We start from the raw sequence: 15,262 nt of genomic DNA, 5'->3' as shown, positions 1-15,262 counted from the left end.
CCTTCAGCGCGATTGGCACCTCTCACTGAAGGCGAGCGGCGGCGCAGCCCGGAGGCCGCGACCTGCGACCGGCCCAGCTCCAGCGGGCGCCGGCCGCCGGGCTGCGCCGCCGCCAGGGCCGGAACGGGGTGCTCATCGACGATCGACTCGATCAGCTCGATGTCCGGGTATTTCTCCCGCCAGAGCGCCAAGTGCTGCCCGATCTCAGCGATCTCGTCAACGGGCAACGGCCCGTAACCCGGCGGGGTTCGGAGCCGTGAGCGGAGATCGCCTGCCGTGCAGGACGCGAAGGCGCGCCCGGCGGACGACCGCCTGCGCCGGTGCGTACTCCAGCGCCAGGTCCGCGCACAGCGAGGCGTCGCAGCCCACCACGATGGTGTCGGCGGCCCAGGCGAGCGCCGACCGCGCGGTCCGAGAATCATCGACTCCCACGACGACCGCTCTGTTCGTCGCCGCCCTTTCCCTGGTCCTCGTACCCACATCTACAGCTCACGTCCGGCGGGACCACGCCTCCAGGGAAGGCGAGAGACCATCGGGCTCCGCGACCGCTGCACGAGCAGCGCGACGCCCACCCCTTCCGAGGGGGGGCGTGGAGGTCGCCGGCTACTTGAGGTAGGGGTTGTGCCGGACGATGGGGAGGTTGCCGAGTCCGAGGGTGGTTCCCGCGTCGGCGAGGGCGAGGCCGGCCAGGACGATCGCGTAGACGATGTGCTCGTCCATGAACGGATTGTTGGCCAGGGGCAGCTCGGCCGCCCACATGAGAGCCAGCATCAGGCCGCCGGTGACCGCGGCGATCCTGGTGCCGACGCCCAGGACCAGCGCCAGGCCGATCCCCAGCAGACCGGCCATGAACAGCCAGTCCACCCACGCCTGCCCGGCCAGCGAGCCGAAGAAGCCGCCCAGCGCGTTCTCACCGGTGCCCTTGAGGAACCCGGTCGTCGGGCTGCCGCCGGAGATCCAGGCGCGGGCGGCCGGGGTGGCTAATCCCCAGCCGAAGGTCTTGTCCAGGAACGCCCACAGGAAGATCCAGCCGATCGAGATCCGGGCGATCGCCCAGACGTAGTCGACGGGACTGCGGGTGGTGGCGGTGCCGGTGTCCGTGCCGGGCCTGTTGACGGTGGTGTTCATGACGGCCCCCTTTCGGTGGGGTTCGGTCGTCCTTGTCACATCCCAAGCACACCGTTTTCGCTCTCTTCGAGGCAGTGCCGTACGGCCTGCGGCGCCGGGACCTTCGTCCCTCAGCCGCCGTCCCGGAAGGTCCCCTGGACGATGAGGAGGTCGTCCTTGTCGAAGGTCACCTCGGATCTCACGTCCACGACCCCCTCGATCAGCCGGATCTGCTCCGTCAACGCCAGGGCCTGGGACTTCCACTCGACCACGCCGCTGATCGTCACCACGCCCTGGTGGATGCCGACGGTGAACGCCTCGGGATCCGGCAGGACGTCTCTGACGTCCGCTGCCAGTTCCTCGGCAGGGCGGGTGAAAACGCGCAGCACATCGCGCTGGTGGAGGGTGCCGACGATGCGTCCGGTGTTCATGTCGATCACGGGGAGCTGCTTGACGCGCTCGGCGTGCATCAGCCGGGCCGCGTCCCGCACGGAGGTGTCCGGTGTGACGGTGATCGCCGGGGACGTCATGAGCTGAACGGCGGTCACGCCCGCGGCCTTCTGGTGCTCCTGCTGCCGCCGGCGAGACTCGAAGATCGGCACGCCGTGGCCGACGGTGCCGGCCTCCTTGAGAAGGAGATCGTCTTCGGAGACGACTCCCACGGGCCGCCTGTAGGCGTCGATCACCGTGACCGCGCCCACCGCGAACCGTTCCATGGCCTCCACGATCTCGGCGAAGGAGGCCTCCTTCAGCACGGCGATGGCCACCCGGCCCATGACGTCCTTGACTTCGAGCGACATAACTCCACCTCCGCTTTCACGATCCGCCGGCCCGGCCTCCTCCGGCAGTGGCCAACGTCCCCGATGCCGGGTGACCAAGGTCCTGACCGGCGATTATCAGGCGCGGACCACCGCCACCGGGCAGTGCGCGTGGTGCAGGACACCCCGGCTGACCGAGCCGAGCAGCATCGAGCCCAGGGCCCCGCGCCCGTGCGAGCCCACCACCAGCAGGTCCGCCCGCTCGGACGCGTCGGTGAGCGCTTCGACGGGATGGGCGGATTGGACGTCCTCGACCACCTTCACCTCCGGGTGGTCAGCGCTGAGGATCTTCACCCGGTCGCGCACGACCTGATGCTGCGCCGTACGGATCTCGTCTATGTCGTAGCTGATCTCCGGCGCGAAGGCGTGCACCGGCAGTTGCCAGGCGTGCACCACCCGCAGCGCGCTCCCGCGCAGATTCGCCTGCTCGAAGGCGTAGGCCAGCGCGGGCTCGCACGCCGGCGAGTCGTCCACCCCGACCACGACCTCCTGGCACACCGGCCGCCGCTCGCCGCGTACGACCACGACGGGACAGGGCATGTGGCCGGCCACGTGCATGCTGACGGAGCCCAGCAGCGCGCCGGTGAACCCGCCGAGCCCCCGGCTGCCGACCACGACCTCGGTGGCGTCCTTGGCCTGCTCGCGCAGGACCTCGGCGGGCGCACCCTCGAGGTCCTCGGTCGTGACCTCGATGGTGAGCTGGCGCGCGCACACGAGCACTTCCGCCTCACGCAGGATCCTCTGCCCCTCGCGCCGCAGCGCATCCGGGAGAGCGTCGATGGGGTACTTGCGGATCTGGTACGGCGAGCGGTCCATGGCGTGGACGATCCGCAGCGGCACCCGCATGCGGTACGCGTCGTCGGCCGCCCATTCCAGCGCGGCGCGCGAGTTCTCCGAGCCGTCGGCTCCTACGATGATCACGATACGCCTCCTTCGTCACCTCCATCCGACCCGCTCACGCCCGTCCGCAGCAGGGCCGGAGGTCGGTCCGGCAAGGGCCGAAGGACCCTGGCCGCCGAGCGGGTGACTGGCTAGCTTCGTGGACATGACCAGGGAGGACACGCTCATGACCGGCACCGGCGACTTCGCGCGTCGCATCAGCTACCACCGTCATCGGCTCGGCCTCACCGCCGAACAGGTGGCCGACCGGGCGGACATGTCCGCCGGATACGTCCAGCACCTCGAAAGCCATCTGGGCACTCCTGACACAGGTACGGTGGCCCGCCTGGCCACCGCCCTCGAAACGACGGCCGAAGATCTGCTGGGCGGTGGGCGCGATCGCCCGCCCGGCCCCGGATCCGGCTCGGCCGACGCGGTCCTGGAAATCCTCGAACCCGAGGAGTGCCTGCGGCTGGTCGCCCCGGGCGGCATCGGCAGGGTGGCGTTCAACGGTCCGGAGGGGCCCACGGTGCTGCCCGTGAACTACAAGGTCCACGACGGCGCCATCGTCTTCCGCACCGCCCACGGCGGCCCCATGGACCAGGACCTGCGCAGCGGCGTGGAAGGGGTGGAGATCAAGATCGGCTTCCAGGTCGACCGGATCGACGAGGCCCAGAGGGAGGGCTGGAGCGTCCTCGTCCAGGGCCCCGCCCACCACGTGCCCGAGGACGAGGTCATCCGGGCCGACATCACCCCATGGGCGGGTGGCGAGCGTCGCCTCTACATCCGCATCGTCCCGCACCAGATCACCGGCCGCCGCATCCACGGCCTCTGAGCCCTCAGGTTTTCCTGCGGGCTCCCGCCCTCCTCGGACTCGGGCTGAGCTCGTCCAGGGCCTCGCGCAGGTAGCCGGGAAAGGCCCACACGTCGGGAACCAGCTCCCCGCAGGCGGTGAATCCGACGTCCAAGCGCCCGTTGTAGGAGAAGGCCGTGACGTTCACGGCGCCGCTCACGTCGGTGACCACGGACACCGGGTAGTGCGCCAGCAGCCTGACCCCGGCGATCCGCAGGGGGAACTGCGGGCCGGGAACGTTGGAGACGACCACGTTGACAGGCGGCCCCGTACGTCCCAGAAGATCAAGCGCGGCGCGGTCGGCCAGGCCGTTGAGGGCGGCGGGCATGCTCTCGCTCAGGTCACGCAGCAGGCGCGCGGGGGTCAAGGCGAACCGTTCCTTGATCTGCCGCATCCCCTCGCTCACGAGTTCGAGCCGCCGGCGGGGATCGTCCACGTGCGTGGGCAACTGTGTGATCATCATGCTGACCTGGTTGCCCTCGTTCACACCCTCCTGGCCGCGTACGGAGAACGGCACCCCTGCGACCAGGGGGATCTCCGGCAGCGCCGCGTGGGCCAGCAGCCAGCGCCGCAACGCGGAGGCCACGAGCGCCATCACGACGTCGTTCACGGTGACGCCGAAGGCGTTCTTGACCCGTTTGATCTCCTTCAGCGGCAGCTCGGCGAAGGCGTAACGGCGGCGGGAGGAGACCGGGCCGCTGAGCGGGGTGTGCGGGGCCTCCATGTCCGGCAGCTCAGGCCGGGGTGCGCGCCGGATCAGCCGCGCGACACCGCTCGCACCGGGCAGCCGGGAGATGACGGGGAGCTGGTCCAGAACCGGCAGGGCCTCGCCCGCGAACCGCAGCAGGTGCGCGGGATTCCCCGCAAGGTGCCAGGCGCTCCTGGCCAGCATGCGCCACAGCCCCGGAGGGGCTTCCAGCTGGTACGAGGCCGCTTCGGGCACGGGATCCATGAGCGCGGCGAGCACCTCCGCCCCCGTCAGCCCGTCGACGGCGGCGTGGTGGACCTTGGCGTAGATACCGCAGCGGCCGCCGGCCAGGCCGTGGATCAGGTACATCTCCCACAGGGGACGGGTTCGGTCCAGGCGGCGCTCGTGCAGGCGGGCCACCTGCTCGCCCAGTTGCGCGTCGTCGCCGGGAGGGGGCAGGGTGAGCTCCCGGACGTGATGGTCCAGGTCCACCTCGCCGTCGTCGGCCCAGTACGGGTGATCCAGGCCGAGGGGCACGCGGACCAGGCGCTGCCGCAGCTGCGGCACCCCGGCCATCCGCTCCGCCAGCCTGCGCTGGATCTTCTTCCTGGACAGGTCCTTGTACAGCACGGCCAGACCGCCGACGTTCGCGACGTTGGTGGCGGTCTCGAAGTTGAGGAACTGCGCGTCCAGCGCGCTGAGCTGCCGCATGTCTCTCCCCTCTCCCCTCATCCCAGCGTGCGCCACCGCGCCGCCCCAGGGCCACAAGTCCCCCTTGAACAGGGCCAACGACCTGATCGGCCGACTCGGCGTAGGACGATCAGCGCCTGGGAGCCACGGCGGCGGCGTTGGCGGTGACGATCATGGCGATGGCCAGCCACGAGGCCGCGTCAAGGCGCTGGTCGAGAACGACCATGCCGATCAGGGCGGCGAACACCGGGTTGACGCTCATGAAGATCCCGAAGAAGTGGGCGGGGACCCGGCGCAGCGCGAGCAGGTCGGCGAGGAACGGCACCGCGGAGGACAGCACCCCCGCGGCGAACGCGCACAGCAGGGCACCGGCGGTGGGCCGGTGGAGCCACAGGACGGCGACGCCGACGGGCAGGTAGAGCACGCCGGAGACGGCCGCGGCGGCGGCCGACCCCTGCAGCCCGGGCAAACGCTCGCCCACGGTGCGGTTGAGCAGGACGTAGCAGCCCCAGCAGACGGCGGCGACCAGGGCCAGGCCGATGCCGAGGTAGTCGGTGCTGGGCTGGGGGCGGGCGAGGATCGCCACGGCCGCCGCGGCGGCGAGAGCGCACACCAGATCGGTACGGCGGCGCGAACTCGCCAGCGCCACGGCGAGCGGGCCGAGGAACTCCAGGGTGACCGCGAGTCCGAGCCCGATCCGGCCGATCGCCGCGTAGAGCGTCAGGTTCATGGTCGCGAACACCGCGGCCAGCCCCAGCACCGGCCGCCACTGCGCGGCACTGAACGAGCGCAGCCTCGGCCGGCCGGCGCTCAGCAGCACCGCGGCGGCCACCCATTGGCGCACCGCCACCACCCCCACCGGCCCGAGGACCGGGAGGGCGAGCGCGGCGACCGACGCCCCGACCTGGTTGGACAGCCCGCTGCCCACCATCAGCGCCATCCCGGACCACCGCGTCGGGCTCGGCCGCGACGCGGGAGCGGCCGTCTCCGTGCCTGCTTCGAGTGCCATGGCACAACCATCCGGTACGCCGAAGCATACGCAAAATGCATTCAAGGACGTATCTATACTCTGGACGCATGGATGGTCGTAAGGAGCTGGAGCTGCGGCACCTGCGCTGCCTGGTCGCGATCGTCGACACCGGCAGCTTCACGGACGCCGGGATCGAGCTGGGACTGTCCCAGGCGGCGGTCTCCCGCACCCTGCTGGCGCTGGAACGGATCCTCGGGGTGCGGCTGCTGCACCGCACCAGCCGCACCCTCACCCCCACCACCGCCGGTGTCCAGGTCCTCGCCCGCGCCCGCCATCTGCTCGCCGAGGCAGACGAACTGGTCCACCAGGCCACCACCGGCCACACCCGGCTGCGCATCGGCCACGCCTGGTCCGCCATGGGCCGGCACACCGCCGAGTTCCAGCGCCGGTGGCACGACCGCTACCCCGGCATCGAGCTTCACCTGATCCGTCACAACACCCCCACCGGCGGCCTCGCCGAGGGCCTGTGCGACCTGGCCGTCGTCCGCACCCCCATCGACACCCGCCGCTACGCCCACGCGCTCGTCGGCCACGAGCGCCGCTACCTCGCCCTGGCCTCCGACGACCCCTGGGCCGGACGCCGCAACATCCGCCTGGACGAGATCCGCGAGCGCACCCTGGTGGTCGACCGCCGCACCGGCACCACCACGCTGGACCTGTGGCCGGAAGGCGCCCGCCCCGCGACGGAGTACACCCACGACATCGACGACTGGCTCGCCGCCATCGCCACCGGCCGCCGCGTCGGCGTCACCCCGCAGGCCACCGCCAACCAGTACCGCCGCGACGGCATCACCTACCGCCCCCTGCGCGACGCCGACCCCGTGCCCGTGCACCTCATCTGGCGGCGGCACGACCCCCACCCCGCCACCCACGCCGCCGTCGCCCTGCTCGCCGATCTCTACCGCGAAGGCGCCTGACGCTCAAGCGAAGGTCGCCCACCTGGAGGAGAACACCAAGGCCGCTGGGCTGACCCTGCCCGCCGACGCGATCGCCAGGGTCCGTCCGTCGAAGCGGAACGACCCGGACAACGCGCGGTCGTCGGAGTCAAGTCCGAGGACTCAGTGGAACGTTACACACACCCCGCCCGCTTGCGTCGAGCCTATATTACTGTAAGTATTTTTATCGTCACCCAATGTGCACGATCCTTTCAGGAGGCTCCCATGAACCGCCTGTCAGGCGCGCTGGCCATCGTCGTCTTCGTGTTCACCGCCGGCTGCTCCGGCCCGGCCGACTCCCCCGCCCAGGATTCCGCGCACAACGCGATCAACATCCACCTGTACCAGAAGCCCAAGCGCTTCTCCCCGCTGGACCCGCCCACCGGCCCCGACCAGCAGGTCATGACGTTGATCTTCGACAACCTGCTGACCGTCGACGACTCCTACGCCTACGCGCCGCGCCTGGCCGAGCGCTGGGAGGTGGACGAGGACCGGATCACCTTTCACCTGCGCGCGGGCCTGAAGTGGAGCGACGGCATGCCGTTCACCAGCGAAGACGTGCTGTTCACCTACAAGCTGCTGGCCGACGCCAAGAGCGGCAGCGCGATGGCGGGCAAGCTGGCCGGGGCCGCCTTCGAGGCCCCGGACGACACCACGTTCGTGATCAGGCCGGCCAGGCCGAACGTCGGCTTCCTCAGCCTGATCGCCGGGCCGTTCGCCTTCATCCTGCCCGAGCACGTGCTCGGCATGGAGCCGGTGGACAAGATCGCCGGCAGCACCTTCTTCAACCACCCGACGGTCGGCATGGGCCCGTACACCTTCGTGACCTACAAGACCGACCAGTACGTGGAGCTGGCCGCCAACCCGCACTACCGCAAGCCTGTCGCGATCCCCAGGATCTTCCTCAAACCCATCAGCTCGGACGTGGCGACCGCGCAGCTCGGCACCGGCGAGATGGACCTGGTTCAGATCTCCCCCACCGACCTGCGGGCGGTGGAGGGGCTCAAGGGCGTCACCGTCTCGGCGAAGCCGAGCCCGGGCTTCATCAGGATCGCGGTCGACCAGAGCGACAAGCGCTTCGCCGATCCCCGGGTACGGCGGGCGATGCTCCACGCGATCGACCGCGAGGCGCTGGTCGCCAAGCTCCTGGCCGGCCGCGGCCGGGTGCAGAACTCCTCGTTCGTCACCCCCTGGGCGCTGCCCGGCACGCTGGAGGAGTACGCCTACGACCCGGCCAGGGCCAGGTCGCTGCTGGCCGAGGCGGGCTGGAAGGCCGGCCAGAAGGTGACGCTGTCGTGGATCCCCGGCCAGCGCGACCGCGACGTGACGGCCACGGTGGTGCAGGGCGCGCTGAGCGCGGTGGGCATGACCGTCGAGCTCAAGCAGGTGCAGGCGGCCGAACTGCTGGAGTCCTACGAGAAGCGCACGTTCGACCTGGCGCTCTTCGGTGGCGGCAGCTACGCCGTGGACCCCTCCAGCAGCGTCACGATCATCAATTGCGCAGCTTTCTACCCCAGCGGGGGAAATGTCAGTAACTTCTGTGATGAGTCGCTGGACACCCTCGCCGCCCGAGCCGACGCCCGCACCGACCGCGACCAGCGCGCCAAGCTCTACCAGGAGGCCGCCGGCAAGGACAACGCCCAGGTCCCGTACCTGTGGCTGTACAACCCCGACACCCTGTGGGCCACCGGCTCGCGGCTGCGCGGCTTCAAGCCCAGCGGCGACTTCACCACCGGCTTCTGGAACGCCGACGAGTGGACCCTGGCCGGCTGATGCTCGCCTACCTCGTGCGCCGGCTCCTGACCAACGCCGCCGTCTTCCTGCTCATCAGCGTCGGCGTGTTCCTCCTGATCCGCGCCGCGCCCGGCGACCCGGTCCGGATGATGGTCGACCCCGAGCGGCTGGCCTCGGGCGGCCCGGCGTTCGTCGCCGCCAAACGCGCCGAACTCGGCCTGGACAAGCCGGTTCTGGTCACGTACGGCATCTGGCTGCGTGACGTGCTGGGCGGCGACCTCGGCCACTCCTTCGTCAGCCGCCGCCCGGTCGCCGAGGTGCTCGGCGAGCGGATGGGTCCCACCGTGCTGCTCATGGGCACCGCCCTGGCGATCGGCCTGGTGCTGGCGGTGGCGGCGGGCACGCTGGCCGCGATCCGGCGCGACACCGCGCTCGACCACGCCACCACCGTCGCGGGCCTCGGCGCGATCTCGGTGCCCGGCTTCTTCCTGGGCATCGCCGCGATCTACCTCTTCTCGCTGCGGCTCGGCTGGGTGCCGTCCTCCGGCATGTCCACACCGGGCGACGGCGGCGCCGCCGACATCCTGGCCCACCTGGTGCTGCCCGCGGCCGTCCTCGGGCTGTCCATCGCCGGGCCGTTCACCCGGTACGTGCGCGCCGGGCTGCTGGCGGAGCTCGACGCCGACTACGTGCGCACGGCCGAGGCCAAGGGCGCCGGTCCGGGCCGGGTGCTGATGCGGCACGCGCTGCGCAACGCCCTGGTCCCGCTCATCACCGTCGTCATGATCTCCATCCCGCAGCTGCTGGCCGGGGCGGTCGCCGTGGAGCAGGTCTTCGCCTGGCCGGGCATGGGGCAGCTCGCCGTCAGCTCGATCGGCCAGCTCGACCACCCGGTGGTGATCGGGTTCGCGATGTTCGTCGCGGTGCTCGTCCTGGTCTGCAACCTCGCCGCCGACCTGCTCTACGCGGTGGCCGACCCGAGGATCAGCCTGTCATGACCACGACCGTCGCCCCCGCCTCGCCCCGCTCGCTCGCCGCCCGGCGCTTCCGGCGCAACCGCATGGCGCTGGCCGGAGCCGTGTTCCTGACCGCCGTCGGCGTGCTGGCGCTGGCCGCGCCGCTGGTGGCCGGGCACGACCCGAACGCGGTGGACCTGGCCGCCTTCCGCGAGCCGCCGTCAGCCGCGCACCTGCTCGGCACCGACTCCTCGGGGCGCGACGTGTTCGCCAGGCTCGTGCACGCCGGCCGGGTCTCGCTGCTGGTCGGCCTGCTGTCGTCGCTGGCGGCGGTCGCCTTCGGCACGCTGCTCGGCGCGCTGGCCGGCATGTTCGGCGGGCCGGTCGACGCCGTCGTCATGCGCGCCGCCGACGTGGTGCTCTCCTTCCCGTCGCTGGTCGTCATCGTCGTGCTGGCGGGCGTGCTCGGGCCGGGCGCCGCGATGCTCGTGCTCGTCTTCGCCGCGTGCAACTGGCCGACCGCCTGCCGCGTGGTGCGCGGGCTGACGTTGTCGCTGCGCGAGCGGGAGTACGTCCAGGCGGCGCGCGCCTTCGGCGCCGGGCGGCTGACGGTGATCGGCCGGCACGTGCTGCCCGCCGTCCTGCCGCAGGTCGCGGTGGCCGGCACGCTGCTGGTGGCGCAGATGATCCTGCTGGAGGCGGTGCTGTCCTTCCTCGGCCTCGGCGTACGGCCGCCGCGGGCCAGCTGGGGCAACATGCTGACCGACGCCCAGAACCTGACCCTCATCCAGACCATGCCGTGGTTGTGGCTGCCGCCCGGCCTGGCCATCGCGCTGACCGTGCTGGCCGTGAACTTCGTCGGCGACGGCCTGCGCGACGCCGTGGACCCGAAGGGAGCCCGCGGATGACGCCGCTGCTCACGGTCGACGACCTCGCGGTCGAGTTCCGCACGCGGGACGGCGTGGTGCGCGCCGTCGACGGAGTCAGCCTCGAGGTGGGGCCGGGCGAGATCCTCGGCGTGGTCGGCGAGTCCGGCTCGGGCAAGAGCGTCACCGCGATGTCCGTGCTCGGTCTGGTCCGCCCGCCGGGGCGGGTGGTGCGCGGCAGCGTCCGCTTCGACGGCGAGGACCTGCTGGCCCTGCCCGCGCGCCGGCTGCGCCGGATCCGGGGCAGCCGCATCGCGATGATCTTCCAGGACCCGATGACGGCGCTCAACCCGGTCGTCCCGGTCGGCGCCCAGATCGCCGAGGCCATCAGGCTGCACCAACCGCGCCTCGGCCGCGCCGCCGTGCGGGCCCGCGTACTGGAGCTGCTGGCCTCCGTCGGCGTCGCCGACCCTGCCGCCCGGTACGGCCGGCACCCACACGAGTACTCCGGCGGCATGCGCCAGCGCGCGATGATCGCGATGGCCCTGGCCAACGAGCCCGACCTGCTCATCGCCGACGAGCCGACGACCGCGCTGGACGTCACCGTCCAGTCCCAGGTGCTCGGCCTGATCGACACGGCCAGGCGGGAGGCCGGCGCGGCGGCGGTGCTCATCACCCACGACCTGGGCGTGATCGCCGAGCTGGCCGACCGGGTCGCGGTCATGTACGCGGGCCGCGTCGTCGAGCACGGCGACGTGCACCAGGTCTTCGCCACGCCCCGCCACCCCTACACGCGCGGCCTGCTGGCCGGCCGCCCCCGTCTGGAGCCGGCGACGGTGGACCTGGTGCCGGTCCCGGGCAGCCCGCCCGACCTGCTGGCGCCGCCGCCCGGCTGCGCCTTCGAGCCACGCTGCGCGTTGGCCGCCGGCCGCGCCGCCTGCCGGGCCGAACGTCCCGAGCCGGTCGCGGTGGCCGCCGGTCACCTGTCGGCCTGCCACTTCCACGAGGAGCCGGTGTGAGCGAACCCGTGCTGGCCGCCGAGGGCCTGGTCAAGCACTTCCCGATCCGTACCGGGGCGGTCCGGGCCGTGGACGGCGTGGATCTGGCGCTGCGCTCCGGCCGTACCCTCGGGCTGGTCGGCGAGTCCGGCTGCGGCAAGACCACGACGGGCCGGCTCGTCGTACGCCTGGCCGAGCCCACCTCCGGCCGCATCCTGTACGGCGGGCGCGACCTGGCCGCCATGTCGCATGCCGAGCTCCGGCCGCTGCGCGGCGAGATCCAGATCGTCTTCCAGGACCCGTACTCGTCGCTGTCGCCGCGGCTGACCGTGCACGAGATCGTCGCCGAGCCGCTGCGCACCCAGGGCCGCTACCGCCGCGGCGGCCGGGAACGGGTCGGCGAGCTGCTGGAGCTGGTGGGCCTGTCGCCCGAGCATGCCAACCGTTACCCGCACGAGTTCTCCGGCGGCCAGCGCCAGCGTGTCGGCATCGCCAGGGCGCTGGCCCTGAACCCGCGCGTGCTGGTGCTGGACGAGCCCGTCTCCGCGCTGGACGTCTCGATCCAGGCGCAGGTCGTCAACCAGCTCGCCCAGTTGCAGCGCGAGCTGGGCCTGGCCTACCTGTTCATCTCGCACGACCTGTCAGTTGTGCGCCATCTGTGCGACAGAGTGGCGATCATGTATCTGGGCCGGATCGTGGAGGAGGGCGAGCGGGCGGAGATCTTCGCCCGACCCGCCCATCCCTACACCAAGGCGCTCATCTCGGCCGTGCCGATCTCGTGTCCGTCGCAGCGGGGCGAGCGGAGGCGGATCGTGCTCACCGGTGACGTGCCCAGCCCGGCTGACCCGCCGTCGGGCTGCCGCTTCCGTACCCGCTGCTGGAAGGCCCGGGAGCGATGCGCCGTCGAGGAGCCGGCGCTGACCGGCTCGGGGCATCGCGTCGCCTGCCACTTTCCCGAGGAGAGCACCGATGCCGGACGGGAGGAGCGGCCGGCCTGGGCCGGCCGCTCCAACCCGTGACGGTCACTCGGGCTTGTCGTCCGTCCAGCCCGCCTTGATCACCGCGATGGAGTTCCACATGGTGCCGGGCTCGAAGCCGGCCTGGAGGCCGCGCGGCTTCACCGCGACGTCCTCGCTCGCCAGGGCCGACCCGATCTCCTCGTCGATGATCAGCCGGTGCTCCGTGACGCCGCCGTCGATGGTCGGCTCGTTGATCGCCACGGCCGTGCCCGTGCGCCCCTCGGCGTCCGTGACGTTCTCGATGACCCGTACGTCGTCGAGCTCGGCCAGCATCCGGAACGCGGCACCGCGCACCTCGGGTGTCACCGGCATGTCCATGATCAACCCAGCGCTGATCACGAACAGCCACCCATCACCCTGCATCGGCACGTCGTTGTCACGACCCTTCCAGCTCAGGAGTCGCTTCTTGAGCTTGTCCGGGTCACGGGGCAGCTCGCGCAGGTCCTTCACCGAGACGTTGCGGCCCAGCCAGAACACCTTGTCCCCGTCGGTCAGCGGGCTGCGGCCGGTCATGGCCCGGCCCGGCGACGTCTTCAGGATCATGGGCTTGGGCTTCCTGGGGACCGTGACCTCGATGGAGGTGGGCGACCCGGCCCGCTCCCACGCCTGCCGGTCCTCCTCGGTGGCCGGGCGGGCTCCGAGGGACTGCATGCGGCCCCACCGCTTCTGGTCCGGGCCGGTGGCGCTGGGCGTCCAGCCCTCGTCCCGCCGCTGGTCGAGCACCCGGTAGCCGCCCTTGGCCGCGGTGAACAGGGTCCGGCGCACCGACACGGCGTGCCAGTACCCGCCCTTGCCCTCCGGTTGCCGCTCCGCCCTCGCGGCCGCGGCCAGCAGCACCTCCCGGGCCGACAGCGTCACCGCCTGCCGGGTGCTCGCCGGGGTGTCGGGGCCTCGTGCCGTGGACGCCGTGCCGTTCGTCGCGACGACCACGGCCACGGCGGTGACGGCCGCCGCGGCTCCGGCGAGCCCCAGGCTCCATACGTGCCGCGCGGGCCTGCGCCGGCGCCGGGCCGGCCGGGGCTGGGACATGGCGCGGGAGAGCTCGGCGGCCCGGGTGCGCGGGTCGATCGGGCGGTCTCCGAGGTCGGCGGGCCGGGCGGCCCGGAGTTCGTCGATGGGGTTCATGACCACTCCTCGTTGAGGCTCCGCACGTGGGGCAGGGGTTCGCGCCGAGGGCCGGCGTCCGTGGCCTCCATGGCCTGCTTGAGCCGTTTGCGCGCCCGGTGCAGCCGTACGCGGAACGCCGCCGACGAGCAGCCGACGACCCGCGCGCCCTCCTTCGGCGACAGCCCGTGCCAGGCGACCAGGACGAGGATCTCCCGATCGTCCTCGGGCACGGCGGCCAGCGCGCGCAGCACGCCCATCCGCTCGGTCACGTGTTCGGCGACGTCGCCCTCGGCCCAGGCCCGCAGCTCCGCGGCGACCGCCTCGCGGCGTACCTCGGCTCGGACGTTGTCGCGCAGGACGTTCCTGGCGACGCCGAGCAACCACGGCAGCGCCGGCTCGGGCACGTCCTCCAACCGCCGCCAGGCGATCGCGAACGTCTCGCTCACCACCTCGTCCGCCACCTGGCGGCCCGCGCGGCTCACGACGTAGGCCCACACCCGTTGTCGGCATTCGTCGTACATGCCGGTGAACCGGTGCTCATCATCTGACACCGCCCAGCCCCTTCGTTCGGGATGCGTTCTTCTGACACCACGAAGTGGCCGCAACCCGCCCGTTGTTACACCTTTCAGTCAGCTGATCGGGACGGTGAGGCGGCGGGTGGTGGGTGTCGGCTCCCTGCGCTCCCCGAGGAGGGCCATGAGCTGGTCCATGGCCACCTCGCCGAGCTTCTCGCCGTCCACGTCGATCGCGGGGACGTCGCCCAGGCCGAGACTCTCGACGATCATGCGCTCCGAGCTGACCACGACATCGCGGATCCCGCGGTGGAGCAGGGCGAACATAAGGCCCAGGCCGATCGAGGTCGCGTACGGGACCACGGCGGTGGCGCGGGCGGCCACCACGGCCTCCGCCGTCTCCACCCCGGCGGCGAACGTCGAGGGGTGGGGGCCGAGCATGGTCAGCGTCGCGCCGCTCGGCCCGGCCGCGGCGCGGATGGCCGCCTGGCGCTGGCGGTCCTGCCAGGAGCCCGCCGGGCCGCCGATGTAGACGATGCGCTCGTGGCCCATCTCGACGAACCGGGTGACGAGCGTGCCGAAGGCGGTGGCCGTGTCGGCGACCACCGAGGTCATGCCCTCGATCTCGCGGTCGATGAGCACGGTCGGCTTGAACGACGCGGCCGCGCGGACGATCTCGTCCGAACCCCGGGGCGCGGTGAGCAGGAAGCCGTCGACCTGGTGCGCGAGCTGCTCGACCGCGGCGACCTGGGCGGCGTGCTCCAGGGAGTGCACCGCGATGGTCAGCTGCATGCCCGAGTCGGCCGCGCGCGCCTGGGCGCCGCCGATGATCGGGGTGAAGAAGGTGTTGTCGAGCGTGGGCACCACGACGGCGACCACACCGGTCCGCCCGCGGGCGAGCTGCGTGGCCGCCCGGTTGGGGACGAATCCGAGCTGCTCGGCGGCTGCGCGGACACGGGCCACCGTCTCCGGGGCGGCCAGGTCCGGCCGGCCCAGGGCCCGAGAGGCCGTCGCCTTGGAAACCCCCGCCAGCGCGGCGACGTCCGCGAGTGTCGGCACTGATCCTCCTT

At 72.0% G+C, this 15,262-nt stretch carries 16 protein-coding genes; 7 read left to right on the top strand and 9 right to left on the bottom strand.

What is annotated here, in order from left to right:
- Nucleotides 1-216: 216 nt before the first annotated feature.
- The 4 genes from ACIHFD_RS34335 to ACIHFD_RS34320 form a co-directional block, all read right to left on the bottom strand.
- A complete protein-coding gene (locus ACIHFD_RS34335) occupies nucleotides 217-432 on the bottom strand; it encodes a hypothetical protein (protein WP_397370462.1) in 216 nt (71 codons plus the stop codon).
- Nucleotides 433-603: 171 nt separating this feature from the next.
- Entirely contained in the window at nucleotides 604-1,128 is a 525-nt protein-coding gene (locus ACIHFD_RS34330; protein WP_397370461.1) for a hypothetical protein, read from the bottom strand.
- Nucleotides 1,129-1,238: 110 nt separating this feature from the next.
- On the bottom strand, nucleotides 1,239-1,907 hold the full coding sequence (locus tag ACIHFD_RS34325; RefSeq protein ID WP_397370460.1) for a CBS domain-containing protein: 669 nt from the start codon (nucleotides 1,905-1,907) through the stop codon (nucleotides 1,239-1,241).
- A 96-nt stretch (nucleotides 1,908-2,003) separates the two neighbouring features.
- Nucleotides 2,004-2,846, bottom strand: a complete 843-nt coding sequence (locus ACIHFD_RS34320; RefSeq protein ID WP_397370459.1) for a universal stress protein — start codon at nucleotides 2,844-2,846, stop codon at nucleotides 2,004-2,006.
- 124 nt (nucleotides 2,847-2,970) lie between these two features.
- Here ACIHFD_RS34320 and ACIHFD_RS34315 point away from each other — a divergent pair, with 124 nt between their 5' ends.
- Nucleotides 2,971-3,639: a pyridoxamine 5'-phosphate oxidase family protein gene (locus tag ACIHFD_RS34315; RefSeq protein WP_350736000.1), complete on the top strand. Its 669-nt coding sequence runs from the start codon at nucleotides 2,971-2,973 to the stop codon at nucleotides 3,637-3,639.
- A gap of 4 nt (nucleotides 3,640-3,643) precedes the next feature.
- Here ACIHFD_RS34315 and ACIHFD_RS34310 read toward each other — a convergent pair whose 3' ends face one another.
- Together ACIHFD_RS34310 and ACIHFD_RS34305 are read right to left on the bottom strand one after the other, a co-directional pair.
- Complete coding sequence (locus tag ACIHFD_RS34310; protein WP_397370458.1) at nucleotides 3,644-5,056, bottom strand: wax ester/triacylglycerol synthase family O-acyltransferase; 1,413 nt, start codon at nucleotides 5,054-5,056, stop codon at nucleotides 3,644-3,646.
- A 109-nt stretch (nucleotides 5,057-5,165) separates the two neighbouring features.
- On the bottom strand, nucleotides 5,166-6,044 hold the full coding sequence (locus tag ACIHFD_RS34305) for an EamA family transporter (RefSeq protein ID WP_397370457.1): 879 nt from the start codon (nucleotides 6,042-6,044) through the stop codon (nucleotides 5,166-5,168).
- Nucleotides 6,045-6,112: 68 nt separating this feature from the next.
- On the opposite strand from ACIHFD_RS34305, the gene ACIHFD_RS34300 reads away from it, so the two are divergent.
- The 6 genes from ACIHFD_RS34300 to ACIHFD_RS34275 all read left to right on the top strand — a co-directional run bounded on the left by ACIHFD_RS34300 (nucleotide 6,113) and on the right by ACIHFD_RS34275 (nucleotide 12,573).
- On the top strand, nucleotides 6,113-6,982 hold the full coding sequence (locus tag ACIHFD_RS34300) for a LysR family transcriptional regulator (protein WP_397370456.1): 870 nt from the start codon (nucleotides 6,113-6,115) through the stop codon (nucleotides 6,980-6,982).
- Nucleotides 6,983-7,225: 243 nt separating this feature from the next.
- Nucleotides 7,226-8,773: an ABC transporter substrate-binding protein gene (locus ACIHFD_RS34295; protein WP_397370455.1), complete on the top strand. Its 1,548-nt coding sequence runs from the start codon at nucleotides 7,226-7,228 to the stop codon at nucleotides 8,771-8,773.
- Nucleotides 8,773-9,732, top strand: coding sequence for an ABC transporter permease (locus ACIHFD_RS34290; protein ID WP_397370454.1), 960 nt, complete (start codon nucleotides 8,773-8,775; stop codon nucleotides 9,730-9,732). The genes ACIHFD_RS34295 and ACIHFD_RS34290 overlap by 1 nt, the downstream gene beginning before the upstream one ends.
- Complete coding sequence (gene opp4C / locus ACIHFD_RS34285) at nucleotides 9,729-10,598, top strand: oligopeptide ABC transporter permease (RefSeq protein WP_397370453.1); 870 nt, start codon at nucleotides 9,729-9,731, stop codon at nucleotides 10,596-10,598. Before ACIHFD_RS34290 ends, opp4C begins: the two co-directional genes overlap by 4 nt.
- Nucleotides 10,595-11,575 (top strand): ABC transporter ATP-binding protein, encoded by a 981-nt coding sequence (locus tag ACIHFD_RS34280; RefSeq protein ID WP_397370452.1) that lies wholly within the window; start codon nucleotides 10,595-10,597, stop codon nucleotides 11,573-11,575. The genes opp4C and ACIHFD_RS34280 overlap by 4 nt, the downstream gene beginning before the upstream one ends.
- A complete protein-coding gene (locus ACIHFD_RS34275) occupies nucleotides 11,572-12,573 on the top strand; it encodes an ABC transporter ATP-binding protein (protein WP_397370451.1) in 1,002 nt (333 codons plus the stop codon). Before ACIHFD_RS34280 ends, ACIHFD_RS34275 begins: the two co-directional genes overlap by 4 nt.
- A 3-nt stretch (nucleotides 12,574-12,576) precedes the next feature.
- Here ACIHFD_RS34275 and ACIHFD_RS34270 read toward each other — a convergent pair whose 3' ends face one another.
- The 3 genes from ACIHFD_RS34270 to ACIHFD_RS34260 form a co-directional block, all read right to left on the bottom strand.
- Nucleotides 12,577-13,698, bottom strand: a complete 1,122-nt coding sequence (locus tag ACIHFD_RS34270; RefSeq protein WP_397370450.1) for a CU044_5270 family protein — start codon at nucleotides 13,696-13,698, stop codon at nucleotides 12,577-12,579.
- On the bottom strand, nucleotides 13,695-14,231 hold the full coding sequence (locus ACIHFD_RS34265; RefSeq protein WP_350736030.1) for a sigma-70 family RNA polymerase sigma factor: 537 nt from the start codon (nucleotides 14,229-14,231) through the stop codon (nucleotides 13,695-13,697). The genes ACIHFD_RS34270 and ACIHFD_RS34265 overlap by 4 nt, the downstream gene beginning before the upstream one ends.
- Before the next feature lie 78 nt (nucleotides 14,232-14,309).
- Nucleotides 14,310-15,251, bottom strand: coding sequence for a LacI family DNA-binding transcriptional regulator (locus tag ACIHFD_RS34260; protein ID WP_397370449.1), 942 nt, complete (start codon nucleotides 15,249-15,251; stop codon nucleotides 14,310-14,312).
- Between the last annotated feature and the right edge of the window lie 11 nt (nucleotides 15,252-15,262).

Source organism: Nonomuraea sp. NPDC051941 (assembly GCF_044593615.1).
This window is presented reverse-complemented; position numbering and strand designations above follow the sequence as displayed.